Source organism: Streptomyces sp. NBC_00019, from assembly GCF_045041015.1.
Classification (GTDB): Bacteria; Actinomycetota; Actinomycetes; order Streptomycetales; family Streptomycetaceae; genus Streptomyces.
The window spans coordinates 9,833,870-9,858,583 of sequence record NZ_CP108302.1 but is presented as its reverse complement, the minus strand read 5'-3'; the positions used below and the strand labels follow the sequence as shown (position 1 = coordinate 9,858,583).

The window sequence follows — 24,714 nt, the reverse complement described above, 5'->3', positions numbered from 1 at the left end:
GCCTGGGCAGCACCGCTCCGCCTCCTTCCCCTTACGACCAAGGATCTCGCCATGAGAAGAGCCGTCTCCGTCCTTGTCACCGCCTGTCTGCTCGGGCTGACCGCCACCGCCTGCAGCGACAGCACCGCCGGCGGCACCGGCGCCGCACCCGAGGGAACGGTCGACCCCACCGCGAACCTCAAGGGCGTCGAGCTCACCATGTGGACGGCCCAGAACAGCGTCGGACAGCCCAAACAGGCCATCGAGGCGTTCGAGAAGGCCACCGGCGCCAAGATCAACACCGAAGTGATCCCCGACCCCTACGAATCGAACGTCCCGACCAAGCTCGCCTCGGGCGTCAAGCCGGACCTGATGTTCTGGCAGCCCACGGGCAGCACACTGCCGTTCATCCAGCCGCAGCAGAACCTGCTCCAACTCGACAACGAGGACTGGGTCTCCAAGCTCGGCAAGACGGAGAAGGGCCTCGGCCAGGTCGACGGCCACCGCTACGCGGCCATCGTCACCAGCCCCGCGGTCCTCGGCATCTACTACAACAAGGACGTCTTCAAGAAGGCCGGCATCACCTCGATGCCCAAGAGCTACGACGACCTCCTCGCCACCGCCCGGACGATCAAGTCCAAGACGGGCACCGCACCGTTCTTCGAGGTCGGCGGCGACAAGTGGCCCCTGCAGTGGCAGGTCCAGGTGCAGATGACGGACCTGCCGCAGACGTTCTGGGACAACCTCAACAAGAACAAGGACAGCTGGACCAACGAGGCCATCGTCGACGCCATCACCAAGTACAAGACGAAGGTCCTCGACGGCGGCCTGGCGCAGAAGAACTACAAGACCGCCACGTTCGTCGACCAGGGCAAGGCGATCATGGACGGCAGCGCCGCGATGGCCCTCAACGTCACCTCGCTCCAGTCCCAGATACAGGCCACCTCCAGCACGGAGGAGATGGACAAGAAGCTGGGCTGGTTCCCCATCGCCAACAGCGCCGCCGGCGCCGAGTACTCGCCCGACCAGACCAACGGCGTCGTCGCCTTCAAGACCGGCGACACCAAGCGTCAGAACGCCGCCCGGCAGTTCCTGTCCTACTGGCTCGGCCAGGACTACCCGGACTACATCAAGGCCAACAAGCTCGTGTCGGTGCAGCCGTCGGTGCCCAACCCCGACGGACTGCCGCAGACCGCGATCGCCCAGGCCGAGGCGCTGTCCACCGCCACCGGCGTCTTCCAGGTCAAGGCACTCACCGCGCCCGACATGCACCTCGCCCTCGCCGACATGATCTACGGCAAGAAGACCCCCAAGCAGGTCGCCCAGGCCGCCCAGGACCAGTTCCAGCAGGTCCTCAAGGCGCGCGGTGTCTCCGGCTTCTGACCGGCGTCCCTTCGCCAGCCCGTTCCCCGGGCCGCCCGTCATCGGCGCGCCCGGGGCCCGTAACCGGAGGTAGGAAAGTGGTGGACACCGCCGCCAGGGGCGTCATCGAGCCCACGCGCGCGAAGGACCGGAGCGGCCCGCCCCGTCGCGGTCGGCGCACCCGGAAGAAGGCCGACCAGCCGTGGTGGTTCGCGCTTCCCGCGCTCGCCGTGTTCGGTGTGTTCTTCCTGCTGCCGAACCTGCTGAACTTCGTCTATCCGTTCACCGACTGGTCGGCGTTCCACCCGCAGATCAGCTTCGTGGGCCTGGACAACCTCAAGACCATCCTCGACGACGGATCGATGCTCCGGGACATCCGCATCACCCTGGTGTACGCGGTCCTCGTGGCCCTCTTCCAGAACGGCTTCGGTCTCGGCCTCGCCCTCCTGCTGGAGCGGGACACCCGCTTCAACCGCTTCTTCCGCGCGGTCTTCTTCCTGCCCGTGCTGATCTCCGCCCTGGCCGTCGGCTACATCTTCAAGGCCCTGCTGGAGCAGGACGGGGCGCTCAACGGCGTGCTGTCCTCCCTCGTGGGACACCAGGTCGACACCCCCTGGCTGGGATCGACCACCTGGACCCTGGTCGTGGTGACCCTCATCCACGGCTGGAAGTGGATGGGCCTGGCCATGCTCATCTATCTGGCGGGCCTGAAGAGCATGCCCGACGACGTGCTGGAAGCCGCCCGGATCGACGGGGCCGGCGCCTGGCGCACCTTCTGGTCGATCCGGTTCCCGCTGCTGGCGCCCGCGGTGACGTTCAACGTGACCACCGCGCTGATCGGCTCCATGAACACCTTCGACATCGTCCAGGCCACCACCGCGGGCGGCCCCGGCAGCGAGACCGAAGTGTTCAACATCTACATGTTCCGCATCTTCGGCCAGGGTCTGTACGCCCAGGCGTCCGCGATGAGCCTGGTCCTCTTCCTCATCGTCGTCGTCCTCGCCGTACCCGTCATCGTCGGCCTGCGGCGCAGGGAGAACGACCAGTGACCACCATGCCCGCGCTCGCCCCCGTACGCCGACGCCCCGTGCGGTGGGTCCAGCCCTTCGTCACCCTGGTCGTCGCGGCCGTCACCATCGGCATCCCGCTCTGGCTGGTCGCGGTGACCTCCGTGAAGCCGCAGGGCGAGGCGATCAAGCCCAACCTCTCGCTGCCGCAGCACATGCAGGCCGCCGAGAACTACCAACAGACCTTCGACGAGGGCAAGATCGTCCAGGGATTCGTCAACAGCCTGCTGGTCGTCGTCCCTTCCGTCGTCCTCGTCCTGCTGCTGGGCGCCGGCGCGGCATGGGTCTTCGCCCGACGCAAGGGACGCCTCGTCGGGACGCTGTACGCGCTGAGCATCAGCGGCCTGCTGCTCCCGCCCGCCGTCATCACCATCGTCATGGAGCTGCGCCAACTCGGCCTGGCGGGCACCCAGCTCGGCATGATCGCCGTCTACACGGGGATGTACCTCTCCACGTCGATCTTCTTCATGACCGGCTTCATCCGAAACCTCCCGGAGGAACTGGAGGAGGCCGCGCGCATGGACGGCGCGAGCCCGCCCCGGGTCTTCTTCCAGGTGATCCTGCCGCTGCTGCGCCCGGTCATCGCCACCGCGACGATCATGGTGATGCTCTTCGCCTGGAGCGACATCTTCTACGCCTTCTTCGTGCTGGGCGGCGGGGAGAAGGCCACGCTCCCGCTCAACCTCTACCAGGTCGCCAACGCCCAGCTGTACCTGAACAACTGGCACCTCGTCTTCGCCTACGTCGTGATGATGAGCCTGCCGATGGTGGCGGTCTTCGTCATCGCCCAGCGCCGGATCGTCGCCGGCATCACCAGCGGCGCCGTCAAGTAGCCCCACTCCCCTGATCTCCGGGGCGTGACTCCCCGCGCGCCCCGGCCCCCACATCCGGGCCACCCGGTCCACCTGGGTCCCCGGGCCCCACTCACGATCCTCCCGCAACGACGCGGGAGGCGGAGGACACACATGCCGCGAACCGAGCACGGATCACGCCACACCGCGCGCCTCATGGGGGCGATCGCCTTCACCGCCGCGCTGATCGGCACAGCCGTGACCATTCCCTCCGCCCAGGCGGCCACCGCGCAGGTCACCGTCGACCTGGGCAGAACCACCGGCGACGTGATGCACGGAGCCAACGGAACGCTGTACGGGCTCAGTGACGACAGCGTCCCCGGTGACGAACTGGTCGCACCGCTGCACATGACCACCGTCATACAGAAGGCTCCCGACGGCGCTCAGCACCCCAACGGCGACGCTCTCGCGATCAAGAAGGGCTACGACCGCAACGGCGGCGGCGAGGTCCACATCTACATGCAGGACGTCTACGCACAGTGGCCGTACGAGAACCTCGGCCTGAGCGACTACCTGACCAAGGTCGACACCATGGTCCGCAAGGTCGCGGCACGCCCCGACGCGGACGATTTCGTGTGGGTGCCCTTCAACGAACCCAACGGCAACTGGTATCCGGATCTGGGCAGTTCCGACAGCGCCAAGTACGCGAGCGCGCTGAGCAAGTTCCAGAGCGACTGGACCACCGTCTACCAGAAGATCCGCTCGATCATCCCCGACGCCCGGATAGCCGGCCCCAACGAGACCCACTACGACGCCAAGCTCATGGGCGACTTCTACCCGTGGGCCAAGGCCAACGGCGTACTCCCGGACATCACGACCTGGCACGAACTGGGCCCGGACTCCCTGAAGGACTTCGAGTCCCACCTCGCCGACTACCGGGCCATCGAGAAGAAGGCCCGGATCAGCGAGCGGCCGGTCAGCATCAACGAGTACGGCAACCGGCGTGACCAGTCCGTGCCCGGACAAATGGTCCAGTGGATGTCGATGTTCGAGCGCAACAAGGTCTACGCCGACCAGGCGTACTGGAACATCGCCGGAAACCTCAACGACAACGCCGCCCAGACCAACATCCCCAACGGCACCTGGTGGCTGCTGCGTTGGTACGCGGGCCTGACCGGCAAGACCGTCAAGCTGGACCCGCCGCAGCCCAACACCATCGACACCGTCCAGGGAATCGCCTCCCTGGACACCGGCCGCAAGCAGGCCCAGGTACTCCTCGGCGGCACCTCCGGCGACGTGAACACCGTGATCCGCAACATCCCGGCGCGCTTCGGCAAGAAGGTCAACGTCACCGTCGAGCGCATCGGCTGGAGCGGCTACGAGGGCGCCGCCGCGCCCAGCGTGGTGTCCCGCACCACCTCCAAGGTCGCCAAGAACGGCAGCATCAACGTGCCGCTGACCGGCCTGGACGCCATGTCGGCCTACCGCGTCACCGTCAACCCGGCCGGCAGCGGCTCGCCCACCGCGGCGAGCCTGCCCTGGTCCACTTCGTACGAGGCGGAGAACGCCACGATCACCGGCGGCACGGTCTACTCCCAGGGCTCGGTGACCAACCCCTACGGCTTCGCCACCTCGGGCACCAAGGACGTCGGCAGCCTGAACCAGTCCGACAGCAAGGTCGCCTTCACCGTCGACGTCCCGAAGACCGGCACGTACGACCTGGACGTCTTCTACGGCAACCAGTCCGGCGGGCCCGCCACCCAGACCCTCACGGTCGACGGCGGCTCACCCAGGACCCTCACCTACGGGTCCACCCTGAACTGGACCTACCGCGCCACGGCGAGCACGCCCGTGTCCCTGACGGCTGGCACGCACACCCTGACCCTGGCCAAGGGCACGAACGAGGTCACCCTCGACAAGATCGACCTCACCGCGTCCAGGACCCCGGACTCCGTCTACCCCGCGGCCTACACCGACATCAGCGGCTCCCCGTCCTACGACTACAGCGCCTCCGGCATCAGCGGCGCCGGCGCCCTGGTGCTGGACCGCCGCGACAAGGCCGCCTTCGACGTCTACGCCCCGGCCGACGGCTACTACACCGTGCACGCCCACTACGCCGCCACCGGCGACGCCACCCTGAGCATGGACGGCGCCGACGCCGCCGTCCTCTCCTCCACCCGGGGCCGCGTGACCGACAAGGCTCTGCGGCTGTACCTGTCGGCGGGCAACAACCGCATCACGGCCGCCGTCCCGGGCAAGGGCAGTCTCACCCTGCGCGACCTGCGCGTCACCGGCGTGGTCAGCACCTCGGGGGCCGAGACCTACGAGGCCGAGGACGCCGCCCCCGCCGGCACCGCGTCGGTCTCCGGCAACTCCTGGGCCTCCGGCGACAAGTACGTCGGCCACATCGGCCTGGGTGCCGCCAACACCCTCACCTTCAAGGTGAACGCCCCCTCGGCCGGGCGCTACGTGATGAACGTGCGCTACGCCAACAACGAGACCGCCGGGTCCGGGAACTACAACACCAACGTCGTCTCCCGGGCCGCGGACATCACCGTCAACGACACCTCCCAGACGGTCATGTTCCGCAACTCCTACAGCTGGTCCAACTTCTGGGACCTGCCGGTCTCGGTGACCCTCAAGGCCGGCGTCAACACCATCACCTTCGCCAACTCCGCCGCATACGCACCGGACATCGACAAGGTAACCGTCGCGCCGCTGAACGGCTGACGGCACCGCACACAATCCTGGCCCCCCGGACGGCAACAGCCGGTGGCGTCGCGGCTTCCTCGACGGAAGCCGCGGCGCCGGTCCGGGCACGGTCAGCCGTCGCGTGGGCCGCGGCTCGTCAGTTGCTCCACAACCTCGGCCGGCCTCAGTCCTCGCAGCCGCTCCAGCAGCGCGCTGATGGCCTTGAGGTCCGCGCGTACTTCACCGTCCTCGGCTTCGCCCCTGGCGTCGAGTTCGCGGACGAGGTCGAGACCCAGGTCGATCTCACCGTCGCCGACCTGCTCCTTGGCGTCGGTCACGAGCTGACCGGCGCGGGCGAGCAGTTTCGCCGCCTTGGCCGCCAGTCGCTCGTCCTTCAACAGGAGGGGGGCGAGCGGGACTTCGACCCGTTCGATCAGGGTGATCCACTCGCGGCCGGCCTCGGTCTTCGCCAGCGCGTCGTCGCGGACGGTACGCAGGGCGTCCACCTCGTTGCGGCGCCCCAGCAGTTTCAGGCCGATCAGGTCGAAGGCGCAGATGCTCTGCTGAGCGAGCGCCATGAGGCCCGACTTGGCATCGCGTTTGATGAGGGTGGGGTCCGCCGGGTGGAAGGAGTCCTCGATGGTGGCCGCCCTCGGCCCGGTCTCGAAGGTGAAGCCGTAGGTCTTGCCCAGGGCGGGGTTGGCGATGTGCCGGCTGTAGGCGTAGTCGCTCTGCGTGCCGGTGGTGGCATACAGCGCGCGCCCGGTCTGCGGGGTGTACGCCCGCCCGCGCACCGCGGCGATCGCGTCCACGATCCGGCCCGCCACCGTCTCGAAGCGCTGCTGGTCGCGGACGGTGATGTACTCCTGGTAGCCGGGAGTACCGATGGGCGCGCACGTTCCCGTCGGCAGTGTCGTGAAGCGCTGCGCCGGGTCGGTGCTCTGGTTGAAGGCGTGGCCCCACGGATACAGGACGAGTTCCGAGTACGAGTGCACGTCCGCGAAGGTGTGGATGGTCCGGGTGTCCAGCAGATGCTTGACGTTGCGTGTCTCCGGCTCCGAGAAGGCGCCGGGCCCGGCGTAGACGTCGCTGCAGGGACTGCACGAGGTCTGGCCCTCGGTGACACCCCAGAGGATGGCCGCGTTGCGGTTGAGGTCGACGCCGTCGCAGGCGGTTCCCGGGTTGTCACGCAGGTTCTTGCGCCACATGCCGTCGACCGTCAGCACGTGCTGGCGGCCGTCGGGGTTGATGCAGGGCACGATCCACACATCGAGGGTCTCGAGGATGAGCTTGACGTCCTGGGCGCTCCAGGTGCGGCCGCCGTAGACGATGTCGGTGCCGTTCAGCCGGCTCACGACAAGGTCGACGGCGAGTTCCACGAGTGCGTCGGGGTTCATCAGCTCACGGGAATGGGTGCCGCCGACCAGGAGCACGCCCCGCCGGTCGGTGCCGCTGCCGGAACGCATGCGCAGGGCGAACACGTCACGTCCCTGCACCGAGCGTTCCGGCAGCCTGACCCTGGTGCACAGCTGGGGGAACCAGTTCGCGAGCGCCGAGGTCAGCGAGTCGAGCTGGGCGACCGTCCGGTACATCACGCACCCCCCGACCGCTCGATGCCCTGGACCCGTTCCTCCAGCCAGGCCATCACCGACTCGTCCGTCTCCACCAGTTCGGCGGGAACCGGCCGTACGGGCACCAGGGCGCGCAGGTGGACCTCGTAGCCGCTTTCCAGCAGCCGTCGGCATTCCTCCGGTGTGACAAGCAGGCGGACCTCGTCCTCGGGATCGGGCATCCGGTCCAGATCGAGGTCGGCGACGGCGCGGAGGCTACGGGCGGTGACGCCGGGGTGCACGGTCGCGTCGAAGCGGATCGCCGGATTTCCGGGCGGTGGCTGCGCAGCGCGTTCTGATGTCTCGTTCATGGTCGTCTCCCTTGGTGCTTTGTCCGTCTCACGTGTGGAGCCGAAGCCGGCGGGCGCGCGCGTGCGCGGGGGAAGACGAAGAGCACGGCGCCGACCAGAGCGGGAAGGCCGGGACGAAGGTCAGCTTCCTTGAATAAAGAAGCAGGTTAAATCCGACAATCCACCATTACTTCCGATACTGGGACCACGCCCGACCTCTGTCAACTTCGACGCCGCAACTGGAAGTCCGTGCCTCCAGAAGCGGCGATCTCCCCCTGCGCGTCAGGGAGTTCGCTTTCCTTCATGGTCACACCACGCCTCTCCCCCGGCCTAGGACACGCCGTCGAGCGGCCGGAGAAAACGGCGTTCGTACCGCTTGATGCAGCGCGTGCGACGAGCCAGTTCGAGCGCGTCCTGGCACTCCGGATCCGACACGCTGTCCGTGCGGTACTGCTCGTAGGCGGCGAGACTGGGAAACGAGAAGAGGGCGTAGGCGATGTCGCTGTCGCCCTCGCTCGGCAGGAAGTAACCGTGGTGCGTCCCGCCGAAACGGTCGACGAGCCGGACCCAGCGACGGCCGTATTCCTCGAAGTCCTCCAGCTTGTCCGCGTCGATCTCGTATTTCAGGTGAATGGTGATCATGGGTACATGATGCATCGAGTCGACGCAGGCTCGATGGGCGACTGCCGCGGGCCCGGTCGTAATTCGCTTGCTCTGGGCACGGGTGAACGCTGCACTGAGCCCAGGCACCACGGGTTGTGGTGCCGGTATTGCGAGGAGGCAGCGGCGCCGATGGAGATTCGTTCCACGACCGACGAGGACTTTGACGTCTTCGTCGACACAGTCCATGCCGCGTTCGGGAGCTTCCCGGAGACCCCGGTCGAGGGCGGCGGGCTCTGGTGGTCGGCGCTCGAGACAGACCGCGGCCTGCTCGCCCTGACGGCGGACGGGCGGCCTGTCGGCACCGCCGCCACGCACTCCTTCGAACTCACCCTGCCCGGCGAGACCCTCGTCCCGGCCCCCGGAGTGACCGCCGTCGGTGTCCTGCCCTCGCACCGGCGCCAGGGCGTGCTCACCGCGATGATGCGGCATCAGCTCGCCGAGCTGCGGGCCGGCGGGGAGTTCCTCTCCGTACTGCTGTCCTCCGAGGCCACCATCTACGGCAGGTTCGGCTACGGACCGGCGACCTACACGGGGCAGCTGACGGTGGAACGCCACCGGGCCGCCCTCGCCCTCCCCCGGGCGCACGGAGCGGCCGAGGCCCGGGCGGCCGGCTCGGTCGAGGTGCTGCGGCGTGCCGAGTGCGGCCAGATCCTGGAAGAGGTCTACGACCGGTACCGCCGCGCCCAGCCCGGCGCGCTGTCCCGGCCGCACCGCTGGTGGGCCTTGCGCGCGGGGCAGTCCCCGATCTCGCAGGCGCCACGCTACGTCGCCGTTCACCGGGACGCCGACGGTGTCCCGGACGGTTACGCCAGCTACTCGCTCGAGTCCGGCACCCTCACGGTCGACGAGACCATCACCACCGATGACGCCGTCTTCACGGTCCTGGCCCGGTTCGTTCTCGAACATGACCTGGTCTCTCAGGTCGTGTTCAAGCACGTCCCGCCCGAGCACCCGCTGCGCTGGCAGCTCGAGGACTTCCGCTCCGGCCAGGTGAGCGGCCAGATGGACTGGCTCTGGGTGCGGATCCTGGACGTCCCCGCTGCTCTGACCGCGCGCGGCTGGTTCACGGACGGCGAGCTCGTCCTCGACGTCGCCGATCCGTTCCTCGGCGAGGACGGCCGCTATCTGCTGACCGTCCGGGACGGCAAGGCCGACTGCGCCCCCACGGACCGGAAGCCCGACCTGTCCCTGGACATCAGGGACCTGGGCTCGATCTACCTCGGCGGCACCACTCCGAGCACGCTCGTGCGTGCCGGACACGTCCGAGCCCACCACCCGGGCGCAGCGACCCTCGCCGACGCCCTCTTCCGCACCGAGCGCTCCCCGCACTGCCTGCACTGGTTCTGACCCGCGCTCGCAGCCCCTGCACGAGTCTCGTTTGTCCGAGCAGGGAACGAGCCATCCGGGCCCCTACGGCAGTTTGCCGTAGGGGCCCGGACGCACAACCTCCGCGCCTCAGCGTGCTATTCGGTGCGCAGTGCCGTGGCGGTTCGGGATCGGGCGGCCCAGCCGGCGGGCAGGAGGGCGCCCAGGGTGGCGATGAGCAGGCCGCCGAGGGTGAGCGGGAGCAGTTCGGCCGCGTGGTAGACGGCGGTGACGGATCCGGGGAGGCGAAGTCCCACACTGTCGCCCATCGCGGGGATGACCCAGCCGTGCAGGGCCACACCGAGGGGTACGCCCAGCGCGCCCGCGACCAGTCCGGTCACGACGACAGAGGTGAGGACCATCGCGACGGTCTGTCGGGGGGTCATGCCGAGCGCCTTGTGGACGCCGATCTCCCGGACGCGCTCGCGGGTGTCGAGCAGCACGCCGTTCAGTACGCCGAGCGCGGCGACGGCGACGAGCATCAGGGTGAGGATCGCGGACAGTGCGTTGAGCGTGACGACCATGTCGCTGCCGGAGTTGAGCCCGCCGGCCCGCGCGGTGGCACCGAGTGGTGTCAGGTCCTTGTTCAGGGTGTCGGCGTAGGCGGTGGCGTCGGTGCCTGAGGTGACCGCGATGTGATGGCTCGTCTCCGTCAGGTCGGGATGCGCGTCCTTGAGCGTCGAGGCGTCGGTGAAGACCTGCATGCCGTCGTTGCGGGTGTCGAAGACCTCGCCGACGATCCGGACGGTGACCGGCCGGGCCAGGCCGTTGAGGGTGACGGTGTCGCCGACGTGGGTGCTGGTGGCGGCCAGGAAGGGGGTGGGGACCACGGCCTCGCCGGTGTGCTCGATCCAGCGGCCCGAGACCATCGTGTAACCGCCCCAGGAGGCGTCGCCGGTAAAGGAGTTCACCTCGATGGTCCCGGTCAGACCGGACACGGTCGCCCGTACTCTCGTAGCCCTGTAGTACCTCCCGGTCCCGGGTGCGGCCTCGATGGCCGCGGCGACCGCGGCGGGATCGACTTCGGGCTGCTTCTCGGAGCCGGTGCTCCGGGGTCCGAAGTCCTGCACGGGCGCGGGGACGACGACATCGGCCACGTTGTGGGCCCTTGCTGTCATCACCTGGCCGAGCGAGGCGCCCATCCCCACCGTGAACGTGACGGCGATGGCGCCGAACAGGACGGCGGTGCCCATGGCCAGCGCGCGGGCGGGCCGTGCGAAGGGCCGGGCGAGGCCCAGGGCGACGGGTTGCGGCAGCGGCAGCCGTCCGGCGAGGCGGGCCGCCCACCGGCCGCGCCCCGCCGAAGCCGTACGCCCGACGGCGAGCGCGTCGACGGTACGCAGACGGCCCGCCCGCAAGGCACTCGCCCAGGCGGTCGCCGCCACCAGGCCGAGCACCCCCGCGATCACCGTCAGGTCGACCCAGGGGGCGACGGCCAGGGACGAGGAGCTGTAGACGTCCTGGGCCTCGGCCAGGACGGGGACGGCGAGCAGGTGCCCGGCGAGCACTCCGAGGGTCGCGCCCACGGCGGCCGGGATCAGCGCCTGGCCGACGTAGGCCCGTACAACCTGGGCCGGGGTGAAGCCGACGGCCTTGAGGACCCCGATACGGCGCGTTCCCGTGCCGACGGCCGACGCGACGACGTTGCCGACGATGAGCACCGACATGACCAGGCCCAGGGCGCCGAAGGCCATGAGGAAGGGGACGTAGAGGGCGGTGTCGCGCTCGACGGTCTTCTTGACGGTGAGCCAGGACTGTTCGCCGACGGCGGCTCCCTGCGGCAGGGACCGGGTAACGGCCTTGCCGCCCGCGGTGATCTGCGCGGCGGTGCCGGCGTCGGTGAAGCGGTAGAGCATCTGGTGGCCGCCGCTGCCGGTCGCGGTGAGCGCCGGCATCTGGGACGGCAGGACCCAGGCGTCGGCGGTCTGCGTGACCGAGCGGGCCTCACCGACCACCGTCAGCGTCGGGTCGCCGGGCAGGTCGGGGAAGGTGACCTTCATGCCCAGGGTCGCGAGGAGCGCGGAGTCGGCGGACACCACGATCTCGCCGGAGTGCCTGGGCCAGCGTCCATCGAGCAGTGTCAGCTCGTCCACGTCCCGGCCGGGACCGTCCCGGCCGACCACGGTCATCGGCCAGCCGGGGCCGCCCATGCCGTCCGACCGCGGGGTGAGTGTCGCTGTGGGGAACGGGCCGGCGGCATCGCTCACCCCTTCGGCGTCCTTGGACGTCGACAGCTGTCCGGCGCTGACCGTGTCCGCGTCGAACTGCAGGGACAAATGCGCCCCGTGCCGGCGCGCGAACGCGTCGTCGAAGGGCGCGCCCGAGACCACGAGCAGGGTTCCGCCGAGGACGGAGGCGGCCACCGCCATCATCGTGGCGAGTCCGATCACCAAGGTCTGCACCCGGCGTCGTGCGACCCCTGAGCGCACCACCTTGCCGAGCGCGCTCATCGGACGGCCTGCGGGGTGACGGCCTGCGACCCGGTGTCCTGCGTGATCCGGCCGTCGGCGATGTGGACCGTGCGGTTCGTGCAGGACCGGGCCAGAGCCAGGTCGTGGGTGACCACGACGATGGTCTGGCCCTCGGCGTTGAGGCCGCTGAGCAACTCGCTGACGTCCTGTCCGGCGGCCGTGTCCAGGGCCCCCGTCGGTTCGTCGGCCAGGAGCAGCGCGGGCCGGTTCATCAACGCCCGGGCGACCGCGACGCGTTGCCGTTCGCCACCGGACAGCCGTCCCGGGTAGGCGCGGGCGTGCCGGTCGATGCCCAGCAGTTCCAGGAGTTCTGCCGCCCGGCGGCCCGCCTCGCCCCGTGCCATGCCGGTGAGGCGCGCGGGCAGCTCGACGTTGTCGGTGACGGTCAGATCGTCGAGCAGGTTGAAGAACTGGAAGACCATGCCGATCCTCGAGCGCCGGTAGAGGGCCGCACCGGCTTCACCGAGCCGGTCCACCCGCACCCCGTCCACGGTGACGGTCCCCGCATCGGGCCGGTCCAGGCCCGCGATCAGATTGAGCAGCGTGGACTTGCCGCTGCCGGAAGGGCCAAGGATCGCGACGGCCTCGCCGGGTTGCACGGTCAGCGACGCCTCGTGCAGAGCGGGCGGGCCGTCGTCGTATCGGCGGCTCACCTCGCGCAGTTCGATCACCGGCATGGTCATGAAGGGCTCCTCGGGTAAGGGCGGTTGGCTGCGTGAACGCTAGGAGCGGGCCCGGCCGGCACGCGTCGCCCGCTCGAACCCCTTGCGGTACCGAGCTGGGATGAGCCCCGCAAACGTCATCCCTGCGATGTAGGCGGGTGATGTATCCGGTGCGGCGGAAATGACCACGGGGGCGGACTCCGCGGGTCCGCGCGGCGGCGAGAATGATCCGGTGACGGACGTACGTACGATGCTGGCGCGGATGCGGGGAGCCGCCCGCCGCACGGTCCGCGACGCCAGGGTTCCGAGCGGTCCGCCGCTGCGGCCCACCCGGCGCGCCTGGCAGTTCGACGCAGTGGTGGCACTGGTGATCGGCATCTCCACCGTCTACTACGGCCTCGACAACGTCGACGTCGTCGTGGTGCGGGAGATCGCACCCGGCGTGGCGTACACCGTGGTGCGCCCGTCCGGCCCCGGCGGGCTGGCCTTCATGGTGAGCCTCGCGGTCGTCGCCTCGGGCGCCCTGGCGCTGCGCCGCCGCTATCCGCTCGCCGTGCTGTGCGTCGTGACGGCGGCGACACTGGCGACACCGCAGAGCGTGCTGCGGCTGACCTTCTACGCGTTCATCATCGCCGTCTACAGCGCCGCCGTGTACAGCCCGTACCGGGTGGCGGCCCTGGCGGCGCTGCCGGTGTCGGTCGTCCTGGTCGGCACCGCGGGGGACCCGGTGACACCGATCGTCCCCAACGACTACATCGCCCTGCTGATCCTGGTCCCGATGGCCGTGGCCGCCATCGGCCTGCGCACCTGGAAACTCCGGACCGACGAGGGCCGTACCCGGATCTCCACCCTGGAACTGGAACGGACCGAGGAACTGCGCCGGGCCGTCGAGCACGAGCGGGCCAGGATCGCCCGCGAACTGCACGACGTCGTCACGCACAACGTCAGCGTGATGATCATCCAGGCGGGCGCCGCCCGCAAGATCATGAACACTTCGCCCGAGGAGGCCGGCGAGGCACTGCTCGCCGTCGAGGCGGGTGGACGGGCGGCCATGACCGAACTGCGCCACGTCATGGGACTGCTCACCATGGCCGACGAGGACGAGGGGACGTCCAGCGGTGCGGACCTGGCCGAGACGGCGGAGGAGCTGACCCCACAACCCGGCCTGGACCAGCTGGAATCGCTGGTGGGGCGGGTGCGGGACACCGGACTGCCCGTCGACCTGACCGTGACCGGGCCGCCCCGTCCCCTCCCGCCCGGCCTCGAACTCGCCGCCTACCGCGTGGTCCAGGAAGCCCTCACCAACACCGTGAAGCACGCGTCCGGCGCCAGGGCCGCCGTGACCGTCGACTACGGCCCGGACCGGCTCCGGGTCGAAGTCACCGACACCGGCGGGCACTCGGGCGGGACCGTCGGAAGCGGCCGGGGCCTGATCGGGCTGCGCGAGCGCCTCGCCGTCCACGACGGAACCCTCACCACCGGCCGACGCCTGACGGGCGGCTACCGTGTGGAAGCCCTGATCCCCCTGGAGGGACCGTGACCGAGCCGCTGCGTGTGCTCCTCGCCGACGACCAGACCCTGGTCCGCACCGGATTCCGGTTGATCCTCCGCGCCGACGGCATCGACGTCGTCGCCGAGGCGACCAACGGGAGCGAAGCTGTCGAGGCGGTCCGCCGTACCCGGCCCAACGTGGTCCTGATGGACATCCGGATGCCCGAGATGGACGGCCTGGAGGCCACCCGCCGCATCCTCACCGGGGCCGCCGACGCGCCGCGCGTCATCATCCTCACCACGTTCGACCTCGACCGGTACGTCTACGCCGCCCTGTCCGCCGGAGCCAGCGGCTTCCTCCTCAAGGACGTCACCCCCGAGCAACTGACCGCGGCCGTCCGCACGGTCCGCACCGGCGACGCCCTCCTCGCACCCACCATCACCCGCCGCCTCGTGCAGCGGTTCGCACACCAGGGCAGCGACACCGCCGCCCTCCACCGCGACCTCGCCTCGCTCACCCCACGCGAACTGGAAGTCCTCGGCCTGCTGGCCCGGGGCCTGAGCAATGCCGAACTCGCCACCCGCCTCCATCTCGCCGAGGCGACGGTCAAGACGCACGTCGCCCGCATCCTCGCCAAACTCGGACTCCGTGACCGTGTCCAGGCCGTCATCGTCGCCTACGAGACAGGGCTGGTCAGCGTCGGCGCGGGCGGGGCCGCCCAGCAGCCGACCGAGCAGACGTAGCGCGAAGCCGAGACCTGGCACTGCCAGGCGGAACCTGCGTCTGTCAGTCCCCGCGCGTCCGCGAGGAGCGCCAACCGCCCTGCCATCACACTGAGTTGGTGGAGTCTCGCTCCGGATGTCGGGTAATTCCCTGCCCGGCCGCGGAGATTCAGGGATCCTGGGTGGCCGTGACCGAAAATCTGAGCGACAACACTCCGGGCCATGAGGTCAAGGCGCTTCTTCGAGTCCTGCACGGGCAACGGCGCCACGTCGTGGACATCCTCGACGGGCTCGATGCGCAGGATCTACGACGGCCCGTGCTGCCGTCCGGATGGCACTGCCTGGGGCTGGTCCAGCACCTCACGCTGGACGTCGAGCGGTTCTGGTTCCGCGCGGTCGTCGCCGGGGACCAGCAAGTCATCCGCGGCCTGACGAGCGACGATGAAGCCTGGCAGGTATCCCCGGAAGTCACGGCCGTCGACGTGCTCGACCGATACCGCCAGGAGGCGGCATTCGCCGACGACGTCATCACCGCCACCCCTGCTGACGCCGCGTTGGCCTGGTGGCCCCACGACCTGTTCGGCGAACCACATCTGCACACCCTGCGCGACGTGCTGCTGCACGTCATCACCGAGACCGCGTGCCACGCCGGCCACCTCGACGCGGCCCGAGAGCTGATCGACGGCCGCCGCTGGCTGGTCCTGACCTGAGAGTCCCGATCCGGCTCCGCGATCCTCCGACCCGATCCCCGGAGAGGGGCGGCCGCGGGCTGGCTGCCCCAGGAGGAAGAGTGCCGGAAATGGGAATATTCTCCTTATATGCCACCTACGCGTGCGCGACCCATCGCCTTGGCGGTCATCCTCGGTCTCGTGGCAGTGCTCGGGATCTTCTGGCTGGTCAGATCCGCCACCATTGATGGGCAGAATGCCTCTGATGAAGGCCCGGTCAGCTCCGTGACCGGCTCAAACGGCACCGATCCCAACGCCAGGACCGGCACCGACCCTGGCACCGGCACCGGTCGCTCGGATGACGGAGACTCCAGCTCCCCATCCACCTCGCAGGGCACATCGACCGCCGGAAACAGCACGCCGGGCGGCGAGACACGCAAGAGCGATCGACGATCCATTCACGTCAACGGCGTCCACCTCGACGGCAACCGCAACGGTCCCGGTTGTGTGACCATCATCAACAAGACGGCCACTGCCGGCACCATCAACAGTGTCTCCTTCACCGTGACCGCCGGCCCGGCCACTCCGGCGGTCCGTTCCGACGACGCCGCGCATTGTTCCCTCGACGGTAACCCTGCGTGTCGCGGGATCAATCTGACCGAGGGCGACCAGTGCGTGGCGGGGGCTGTCCTCCCGTCAGACGCCCCAGCAGGTGAGTACACGGTCACCGCGGTCGTCCACTTCACGTACCTGTGCGACAACGCCGAGAACTCCCCGTGCAACGAGGTGCCGGACTGGGGCGGTTCGCCACCGACGTCGCAGAATCCGGTGCAGATAAGTGGTTCAAGTTCCAACAACGTTCCCACACTGACGATGTCTGTCGGAGGGGCGGCGGAAGACAGCCCGCCGGACGAGTTCTCCCCGCCGTCCGACGACACGCCTGTCCCGGACTCCCCGCCGTCGCCCGACACCGACTCCCACGAGGAGTTCCAGCCCCCGCCCGACGAGCCGTTGACCGGGGAGCAGGGCTGATGGCCACGGTTCCCCCACCCGAACCGCCACCCACGCCCCCTGCCCCGGAACCAGCCGGGGAACCCGAGTCCTCCACCGACCAGCAGCCCGTCTCGGCCCGCATCCGCCAACTGGCCGAGGCCATCGGCCCGACGACACTGGCCACCGCGCTGCTTGTCTACTTCGGCTACGTCGCCACCCGCGCCCGCTACCAGTACTTCGGCGTTCCCCTGGACATGACGGGCCTGTCCAATCAGGACTTGATGCTGCAGGGCCTCGAAGTGGTGTACGTCCCGGCGGCCTTGATGTTCCTCGGTGTCCTGACGTGCGTCGGAATCCACGCCTTCGTCAAGTGGCTGCTCGCTCGCGACACGGGCGACGACTCCTCCACCACCCATGCCCTTCTGGCGTACCTCATCATGCTCGTCGGGGTCCTCCTCATTGCCAGAGCCCTCATCGGCATGTTCGTCCAGGGCTCCGACACCAGCGTCATCATCGGCGCCACACCTCTGTCGCTGGCGATCGGACCGGCGGCGGTGGCGTACGGCATGTGGGTCTACACGCAGCAGCGCGGGCGGACCTTGCTGTCGCGGCGCCTGGCACGCAATGGCGCGCTGTGCGCCGTGGGGCTGTTCATCGCCGGGCTGTTCTGGGCCTCGACCCAGCTGGCCTGGGCGTACGGCACAGGTCGAGGCGAGGAGGACGCATCCAGGCTGGACCTCCGACCGGAAGTCGTCATCGACACCAAGGAACCACTCGACGGCCTGCCCACCGGGGTCACGGCAACCCGGCTCGACAACTCCGAGAAGGAGGGAAGGGCGTACCACCACCGTTACGCGGGCTTCCGGCTGTTGCTGTCATCCGGCGGGCGACTGTTCCTGGTCACCCCGGACTGGGAGCTCGGCCGCGACCGGACGATCGTTCTCCCCTACGGAGACGACATCCGGGTACAGCTCATGCCCCAACCCTGAGCTCCCCTCCCGGTCGACTCCGAGCCGGAGAAGGAGCACGCTGAGCAAACAGCCTTCGATACCTTCGTCCGGCAGTGCGGCAAGGCGTCCCGGGCCCAGGTACAGAAGACGTTAGGGAGCGGGACGATGGACCTGTTGCCGGTCGAGATCAAGGTCAACATCGAGAGCGACGTGGCGGCGGCTCTGTCGCTCCTCGGCGCAGCGCACGGCGAGATGACCACGCGCCAGATCTGGTTCGCCGAGGACCGGGACGGCGCCGCCGAGGGCCGGGTACCACTGCTGGACGCCGGCGTGATCGTGCGGTTCAGGATCGGTGGCGGTGCGGACGATCTGACCGTCAAGTTGCGTCCGTGCGACCGGGGGCAGCTGGTCGGCCGGTTCTCCACCCCGTTCGACGCGGAGCCGTTCACCTACAGGATCGAGGAGGACTGGTCGGTGAACCGCCGTGTGCTCGCCGCCTCCCTGGTGCACAGTCACCCACCGGGGGCGCTGCTGGGCGCGGTGGCTCCCGGAGCCGATCCCGCCGCGCCGATCGATGCGGTGCAGGATCAGTTCCTGCACGCCTGTGCTCCCGCCGTCCAGCTCAATGGGCTGGTGGCGCTGGGGCCGATCCTCGCGACCAAGGTCGACGACGTTCCGCTGGGCGACCTGAAGGTGAACCTGGAGTCGTGGTCGGTCGCCGGTATGGAGTTCCTGGAGGCCTCGATCCGGGTGAAGCCCAAGGACGAGGACGACGCCAAGGAGTTCACCATGCGGGCCGAGCGCAAGCAGCGAAAGCTGCAGGAGGCGGTGCGGGAGCGCGGGGTGTCGCTCTCCGAACACCCGGAGAACAAGACCCGACGCGTCCTCACCGCCTTGGTGGCGGCCGGGCGGCGCTGATCCAGCACAACGAGCGCTGAGGACCAGCTGGCCCATGGTGTGCCTCCCGTCTCGGTTGACGGACTGTCATCACGGCCACGGCTCCGTGGGCCGCACCGTGTCGAAGGCCAGCCCGCTGGAGCTCTCCCCGGTGCCGGGGGCCTTCTCCCGGCGTACCCAGCTGTGCCAGGAGCCGTCGAACCAGCGGGCCAGCACCGGGCGCCGGGTGACGAACACGCCGTCGCGCGGCACCTCTTCCTCGTGCATCCACAGTCCGGGGGTGATGAGCCGGCCCTCCGGGCGTGAGTCGAGGCCGGGGCCGGTGAGCCTGGCCAGCCGGAATCGGATCCGGTCGGTGCCGACGGCTTCCGGGACGAGGGGGAACCAGTAGTCCGGCACGATGCTCTGCACGGCGTACGCGGGCAGTTCGCCGGCCGTGGCGGGCTCGGGGGGTGTGGTGCGGGCCCAGCGGTCGCGGCGGTCGACCTGTTCGCCCCGGCCGTCGGTGTAGTGGTGCTGGACGGCCCACGCCAGGTTCGCCAGTTCGTCACGGGCCAGCACCACGCGCTCCAGCGGCTGCCCCGTCTGGCCGCGTTCGGTGGGCAGGACCAGCAGTCCGGAGGCCGCCGGGTGGTCCGGCTCCGGGCTGCTCAGGGTGAACATCGACCAGGCGGGATCGTCCTGGCCTGCGCGCCGGACCAGATGGTGGCGGCCGAAGACGTCACGCACGAGGAGTTGGTCCAGGACGGTCAGGGAAGCCGTCGGCACCTCCAGGGGCACCAGGAACCAGTCGTTGCCGAAGACCGTGGCGAAGGAGATCAGCAGCAGGCGGCCCGTGTCCAGTGTGGACACGTCCGCCGCCCCGAGGTCGACGCGCGCGTCCTCCATCTCCCAGAACCGGTCGGCCGGCAGTCCGCCGTAGCGGATCGTCGAGGGCAGGCCCTCCTCGGTGAACGTGCTGCGTTCGCCCTGCGATGCCGCCACGGCGTCGGGGTCGGGGTGCACATCCAGGCTGTACCAGTCGAGGCCGTCGCCCTGGTACTCCTCGGCGCGCAGCACGGTCCCGGCGGTGGACAGTTCGGCGCCGTACTCGAAGCGGTGCGGGTCGAAGCAGTCAGGGCCGCGCTCGGCGAGCTGTCCTGCCCACCAGGTCCGCCACCGGGCGGCCACCTCGCCGAGCCGCGCGTCGGGTCCGCTGTCGAAGGTGCCTGCGTCCAGCGCTGCCGCCACCGACGCGGCGTCGGGCAGCCGGCCGTCAAGCAAGCCGATCAGGCTCGTGTCCGTCTGGCCGGACTGCAGCCGGTGGGGTGCCAGTGCCGCGAGGGCGGCGGTGAACAGCCCGGCGTCGTCGGTCATCCGCAGCAGGGCGGCACCGCCCTCGGCGCGCAGCCGTTCGTCGGCCTCTACGGGCTCGTCCTCGACCTGGCTGTCCAAGGGCCCGAGGCGCGGATCGTAGGGCACCCAGTCCGTGCTCCCGCCCGGCCGCCAGGCGTCGATGGGCGAGCTGCCGCCGGCCATGCGGACCACCGCGGGGGAACCGGCGTCCTGGGCGCCGAACTCCCCGAACTGCCACTGCCGGGTGAGCAGCCACAGCGGGTCGTGGACCCGGGCGGCCAGTCCGGTTTCGACGTCGGAGGTGCGATGGCGGGGCTCCAGCATGAAGGGACCCTCCGGGTCGGTGCCCGGCCGGGGGTTCTCGATCCTGGACAGGGCCTGGCCGGTCGCGCCGTGGGGGGAGATCCGGATGCCGGGGATCAGGTCGTCCAGTTCCGGCAGGTCGTCGAGGTCGACGGCGCGCAGCTTGGCCAGTTCGAGGGTCTCGCGCACCACCTGCGCCAGGCCGTCGGAGGTCCAGCCGCGCTCCAGGTTCGGGGGCACCGCGATGAGCACGCTGTGCGGGGCCTTGGCGTCCGGGCGGTCGTAGTGGAAGGCGACTCCGGTCAGTTCGGTCTGCGGCGCGGCCGCGTCCGACGGGGGCAGCTGATCGGAGCCGGGGAGCAGTTCGATCCATTCGTCGAGTACGAGGCCGGTGATGGCCGCGCCGGGCGCGGTGTCTGCCGGTGCGTGCCAGACCAGGTGGGTGGTGGCGGTCGGTCGCTGTCCGGTGGGGAAGGTGCCGCCGATCCAGGCGTCGGCCGCGCCCGTCGGGTGCTGTGCCGCACGCAGCCGCTCGACCCGGTCGGCGCCCGCTGCGGCCAGCAGCAGGGTCTCGTGCAGGGTGCGCACCATCGGTCGTACGGCCGCGTTGCGCCGTAGCCAGTCCTCCAGTTCGGCACCGGGCAGGTCGGTGCGACCGGCCGGGGGTGGGGTCGGTGCGGTGAGGTCGGGCAGGAGCGGGATGTCCGCGCCGAGCACGTCGGCAAGTGTCGTCCGGGCCCGGGAGAGCCAGGCGTCGGCCGCTTCCGGTGTGATTTGCTCCGCCGCCAGGGCGCGCAGCGGGTCCCCGGCCGGACCGCTCTCGGCGAAGGCGGCGAGGCGTGCTTGCAGCCCGGTCGTGTCAACGGTTCGGCCGGCCGGGTCCTCGGGGAGGTGGACGGGCAGCAGTGGCTGGGCGGTGGACAGCAGCGAACGGATCCGGACCGCGCGGCCCCGCAGTCCGCTCCAGCCGGGCCCGTTGAAGGTGACCGGGGTGTCCGGCGTGACGCCCTTGGCGTTCTGTACCGCGCGGCGCAGCCCGGCCGGTTCGACGGAGGCAGTGTCCAGTACGGTGCGCAGCGCGCCCAACTGCAGGCTGTCGACGGTGAGTTCGAACGTCTCCTGGCCCACCGTCCCGGTCAGCGTCCAGCCTGCCGCCGGGCCCAGCAGATGCGCGACCCAGGCCTCCAGGGCGGGTTGCAGGGCGGCGAGCGGATCGGCGGGCCAGCCGGCCGGGGCCAGGGCGGCGGGCAGGAGCGTGGCGACCCGGTGGGTCAGTGCGCGGGCCCGGTGCGGGGTGCGCAGGACGCGGAAGGTGTCCGGTACGTCCTCGCCGCGGCCCAGGGTGTCGGCGGTCAGGCCCGCACGGATGGGGTTGCCGCCCACCAGCTGGTGCACGCTCTCGGCCAGTACCAGATCGCCCACCGCGTCCAGGGCGTCGGCAAGGTCCTCCAACAGCGGTGTCACCGCAGCGAGGTTGTCGTCCGGGACACCGGCCAGAGCGGGAGCATCGGCTCCGGCCCGCACGAGGGCCATGCCGTCGACGACATTGCGTGCCGAGATCGCCTCCGCGCTGCGCGCCCACAGGTCTGCCGCGGGCTGTTCCGCCTGCGGTTCGGGTACGACCGGCAGGGGGAAGCGGCGGCGGAAGCCTTCTACGAGGTGGTCCAGTTCGGCGTCGTGCAGGGCCCGTTCGAACCGGTAACCCAGGAGGGAGCCCAGGTTCTGGCCCTGGCGTACGCCGCCGAGCAGCCAGCGGGCGATGCGGGCACGGCGGGAGGTGAGGTTGACGGCGTAGGTCTGCTCGTCGGGGTCGCTGAGGAAGCCGGAGCGCAGCACGGCCGCCGTCGCCGCGTGCTGGAGCGAGGGCGCGTGGATGTAGCCGTCCTTGTCGGAGATCTCGACGGTGGTGTCCATGTCGTCCAGCACGATGTCGATCTGTTCCCGCTGCACCGGCGGACGCAGATCCTCCACCCATCCGTAGCAGCCGAACCGCACGCCTTCCACTCCGGACTTGCGCAGCGCGGCCAACCGTCGCGACGCGAGCGAGGTGATCCAGGCGTCCAGCCGGTGCGAGTGGACGTCGATGACCTCCAGCAGGAGCTCGGGCAGCCGGGTCACCGGGACACCGGCCAGGGTCCGCAGGGCTTGTTCCAGGCGGGGCAGCTCCGCGGCGGCCCGGGTCGCTGTGGCGACCCGTTCGGCGCGCTCCTGCTCGCTCAGCCCATCCAGTACGTCGGCCACCAGTTGGTCCACATCGCCGGTGACGGCCAGTGCCTGGCGCAGGGGGTCGTCCGTGCCCTCGTCGTCGCCTTGGAAGAAAGCCCAGTTGGGGAGGAACAGCAGGGCGTCGAGCAGCCCGCGGGCGTCCGGTTCGGGTTCCGGCTCCCCGTCGTCCGGTGGCGGCTCCTCGCCTCCCTCGGGCGGCTCCTCGCCTTCGCCGCCAGGCTCCTCGCCTCCGTCGTCAGGCGCAGGCTCCTCCTGGCCGCCGGGAAGGTCGAAGAACGTGCTGCGCCGCGGCGGGGTCTCCCGGCCTGTCGACAACTCCACCGGCCACGCCGCGTCGTAGCCCTCGGCGTTCAGCTCGCCCGCCAGGAAGGCGCGCACCGCGCCCAGGTAGTCCGCGGTGGCCGCCGCCCGGGCCGGGAAGGCCTGCGGGTCAGGGGCGAGCCGGGCGACGAACTCCGGGACGCCGGTCTTCTCGTCCAGGCTCCCGCCGAAGGAGGTGAAGCCGTCGCCCCGTGTGGTCCAGCGCAGCATTGCATGGGGCGGCAGACCGGGCAGGCCCAGCCGCGTGGGGGGCTCCGTACGGTCGGTCCTGCCCACGGCCGCCGCCGGGCTGTCCATGCGCCACATGGACAGGCCGGTCGCCACGGGCAGCCGCTGCAACGCGTTCACCGCGACCTCGTCGACCGGCATGCCCGGCTGGACTCGGGGGATGGGGTCGATGGGGGTCTCGCCCTTCACCGCCGCCCGCCAGCGTTCCCTGAGACGCTCCAGCCAGGGCGCGATCAACCCGTCCACGTCACCGACGCGTTCGGCGCGCCAGTCGTCCAGCGCGGTGGCGGGCAGGATTCCGTACGGCTGGCGCCCGACCCGCAGCATCGGCAGCGGCCCGCGACCGCGCACATGCTCGGCAAGGTGCTCCCTGACCTCACGCCACGGCCTGCCGGGGGCCACACCGGTGACCTGGCGGGTGCCCAGGTCGAGGGTGCTCAGGGCGGCCTCGGCGAATCCCTTGCCGAGCGTCGGCCAGGTGAGAAGGGTCAGCGCGGCGACGGCCGAGGGCTCCGGATCTGCGGCGCCGGAACAGCCGCGCAGGAAGTCGGCGTCGGGCAGACCCAGCCCCGTCGCCAGCCCGTCGGCGACCGGCCGCTCCCCCGCCTTCGGGTCGGGGTCGGGGCCCGGGTAAGCGGGCGCCGAGGACCAGCCGGAGCGGCTGCGCGGGGTGTTGTTGGTCGCGGTGCCGGACGGCAGCAGGCCAAGACCGCCGCCGAACCTGTGGCCGTGCAGGAGGTCGCGCAGCCGCGTCGCGCCGTCCGCCGCCGAGTCGTCGCGCACCCCGACGACGAGCAGCTCGTCCAACTGCTCGGTGCTCTCGGGCGGGAAGACCAGTTCGATGCCCATACCGGCCTTGACCGCCTCGAACCAGTCGGTCTCCCAGCCCTCCTCCTCGGCGCGCAGCAGGCCGATGGGCAGTGGGTCGGGCACCGGGCGGCCGAGCGTGTCCACCACCACCTGGCCGTCGAGCAGGCCCAGGAAGCGCCAGCGTCTCGGCATCGCGACCGTCTGCGGCCGGGGCTGCCCGGGGTCGTCGGTGCGGATCGTCGGCGGCGGCGATCCGGGGCGGGCGGCGCGGACCGCCCAGGACGCGCGGGCCGGGCGCAGCTCGGTGAGCACCTGCTGCCAGGCCTCCGGGCCGGGGTTCTGCCAGTATCCGGCGGCGGCCGCCGCTTCGGCGGGGGTCAGTCGGGGGTCGAAGGCCGTGAGCAGGATGTCGTCCGGGTAGATCCGCACCCGCAGGGTGCGCGGCTCCCACCAGATGGTCTCCACCCGCACGGGCAGCAGGGCGATCGGGGCGGTGTTGTCGTCGGGGAACAGGGCCGTGCCCTCGCCCAGGGCGCGGGTGAGTTCCTCCTCGGCGCCGGTCGCCAAGGAGTTCAGCTCCTCGGCTCTGCGCTGGAGCTCCAGCAGGGCCGCCTCGGCCTCGGCGAGCAGTTCGGGGCTGGGGCGCTGGCCTTGGATGTGGAGGGGGTCCGGCAGGCCGGCCCGGATGTGGTCCTGGAGGCGCTGCACCACGGCATGCTGCTCGTCCGCGAGGGCCTGCGCGGCGTCCGCCTCGGTGCGGGCCCGGTCCACCTGTGCGCGAGCGGCGAACGCGTCGTTCATGGCGGGGGTGCTCCTGT

The 24,714-nt window shown here is 70.4% G+C and carries 17 protein-coding genes; 11 read left to right on the top strand and 6 right to left on the bottom strand.

Annotation, left to right across the window (positions count from 1 at the left end; genetic code table 11):
- The first annotated feature begins 51 nt into the window (after nucleotides 1-51).
- The 4 genes from OHU89_RS45715 (at nucleotide 52) to OHU89_RS45700 (ending at nucleotide 5,929) form a co-directional block, all read left to right on the top strand.
- Complete coding sequence (locus tag OHU89_RS45715; protein ID WP_405651818.1) at nucleotides 52-1,362, top strand: ABC transporter substrate-binding protein; 1,311 nt, start codon at nucleotides 52-54, stop codon at nucleotides 1,360-1,362.
- 77 nt (nucleotides 1,363-1,439) lie between these two features.
- Nucleotides 1,440-2,390 (top strand): carbohydrate ABC transporter permease, encoded by a 951-nt coding sequence (locus OHU89_RS45710; RefSeq protein WP_405651816.1) that lies wholly within the window; start codon nucleotides 1,440-1,442, stop codon nucleotides 2,388-2,390.
- Nucleotides 2,387-3,241, top strand: coding sequence for a carbohydrate ABC transporter permease (locus OHU89_RS45705; protein WP_405651814.1), 855 nt, complete (start codon nucleotides 2,387-2,389; stop codon nucleotides 3,239-3,241). Before OHU89_RS45710 ends, OHU89_RS45705 begins: the two co-directional genes overlap by 4 nt.
- Before the next feature lie 132 nt (nucleotides 3,242-3,373).
- Nucleotides 3,374-5,929, top strand: a complete 2,556-nt coding sequence (locus OHU89_RS45700; protein WP_405651811.1) for a CBM35 domain-containing protein — start codon at nucleotides 3,374-3,376, stop codon at nucleotides 5,927-5,929.
- A gap of 92 nt (nucleotides 5,930-6,021) precedes the next feature.
- Here OHU89_RS45700 and OHU89_RS45695 read toward each other — a convergent pair whose 3' ends face one another.
- The 3 genes from OHU89_RS45695 to OHU89_RS45685 form a co-directional block, all read right to left on the bottom strand.
- On the bottom strand, nucleotides 6,022-7,482 hold the full coding sequence (locus OHU89_RS45695; protein ID WP_405651808.1) for a M14 family zinc carboxypeptidase: 1,461 nt from the start codon (nucleotides 7,480-7,482) through the stop codon (nucleotides 6,022-6,024).
- Nucleotides 7,482-7,811, bottom strand: a complete 330-nt coding sequence (locus OHU89_RS45690; protein WP_405651805.1) for a hypothetical protein — start codon at nucleotides 7,809-7,811, stop codon at nucleotides 7,482-7,484. The genes OHU89_RS45695 and OHU89_RS45690 overlap by 1 nt, the downstream gene beginning before the upstream one ends.
- A 309-nt stretch (nucleotides 7,812-8,120) precedes the next feature.
- Nucleotides 8,121-8,432: an NIPSNAP family protein gene (locus OHU89_RS45685; protein WP_266883669.1), complete on the bottom strand. Its 312-nt coding sequence runs from the start codon at nucleotides 8,430-8,432 to the stop codon at nucleotides 8,121-8,123.
- Between the two features lie 150 nt (nucleotides 8,433-8,582).
- Here OHU89_RS45685 and OHU89_RS45680 point away from each other — a divergent pair, with 150 nt between their 5' ends.
- Complete coding sequence (locus OHU89_RS45680; RefSeq protein WP_405651803.1) at nucleotides 8,583-9,800, top strand: GNAT family N-acetyltransferase; 1,218 nt, start codon at nucleotides 8,583-8,585, stop codon at nucleotides 9,798-9,800.
- A gap of 116 nt (nucleotides 9,801-9,916) precedes the next feature.
- Here the strand turns inward: OHU89_RS45680 and OHU89_RS45675 are convergent, their stop codons facing one another.
- Nucleotides 9,917-12,268 (bottom strand): ABC transporter permease, encoded by a 2,352-nt coding sequence (locus OHU89_RS45675; RefSeq protein WP_405651801.1) that lies wholly within the window; start codon nucleotides 12,266-12,268, stop codon nucleotides 9,917-9,919.
- Entirely contained in the window at nucleotides 12,265-12,972 is a 708-nt protein-coding gene (locus tag OHU89_RS45670) for an ABC transporter ATP-binding protein (protein WP_405651799.1), read from the bottom strand. The genes OHU89_RS45675 and OHU89_RS45670 overlap by 4 nt, the downstream gene beginning before the upstream one ends.
- 241 nt (nucleotides 12,973-13,213) lie before the next feature.
- Between OHU89_RS45670 and OHU89_RS45665 the strand changes: the two genes are divergently transcribed.
- From OHU89_RS45665 to OHU89_RS45640, 6 genes are all read left to right on the top strand, one after another.
- Nucleotides 13,214-14,491 carry a sensor histidine kinase gene (locus tag OHU89_RS45665; protein ID WP_405654934.1) on the top strand — a complete coding sequence of 426 codons (1,278 nt, stop codon included), beginning with the start codon at nucleotides 13,214-13,216 and terminating at the stop codon, nucleotides 14,489-14,491.
- On the top strand, nucleotides 14,488-15,186 hold the full coding sequence (locus OHU89_RS45660; RefSeq protein WP_405651796.1) for a response regulator: 699 nt from the start codon (nucleotides 14,488-14,490) through the stop codon (nucleotides 15,184-15,186). Before OHU89_RS45665 ends, OHU89_RS45660 begins: the two co-directional genes overlap by 4 nt.
- A gap of 161 nt (nucleotides 15,187-15,347) precedes the next feature.
- A complete protein-coding gene (locus OHU89_RS45655) occupies nucleotides 15,348-15,875 on the top strand; it encodes a DinB family protein (protein WP_405651794.1) in 528 nt (175 codons plus the stop codon).
- A gap of 138 nt (nucleotides 15,876-16,013) precedes the next feature.
- A complete protein-coding gene (locus OHU89_RS45650; protein WP_405651792.1) occupies nucleotides 16,014-16,865 on the top strand; it encodes a hypothetical protein in 852 nt (283 codons plus the stop codon).
- Nucleotides 16,865-17,815 carry a hypothetical protein gene (locus OHU89_RS45645; protein WP_405651790.1) on the top strand — a complete coding sequence of 317 codons (951 nt, stop codon included), beginning with the start codon at nucleotides 16,865-16,867 and terminating at the stop codon, nucleotides 17,813-17,815. Before OHU89_RS45650 ends, OHU89_RS45645 begins: the two co-directional genes overlap by 1 nt.
- Nucleotides 17,816-17,941: 126 nt before the next feature.
- The gene (locus tag OHU89_RS45640) at nucleotides 17,942-18,694 is read left to right on the top strand and encodes a hypothetical protein (protein WP_405651787.1); all 753 of its coding nucleotides are present in this window, start codon (nucleotides 17,942-17,944) and stop codon (nucleotides 18,692-18,694) included.
- Nucleotides 18,695-18,763: 69 nt separating this feature from the next.
- Here OHU89_RS45640 and OHU89_RS45635 read toward each other — a convergent pair whose 3' ends face one another.
- Nucleotides 18,764-24,697 (bottom strand): hypothetical protein, encoded by a 5,934-nt coding sequence (locus OHU89_RS45635; protein WP_405651785.1) that lies wholly within the window; start codon nucleotides 24,695-24,697, stop codon nucleotides 18,764-18,766.
- Nucleotides 24,698-24,714 lie beyond the last annotated feature (17 nt).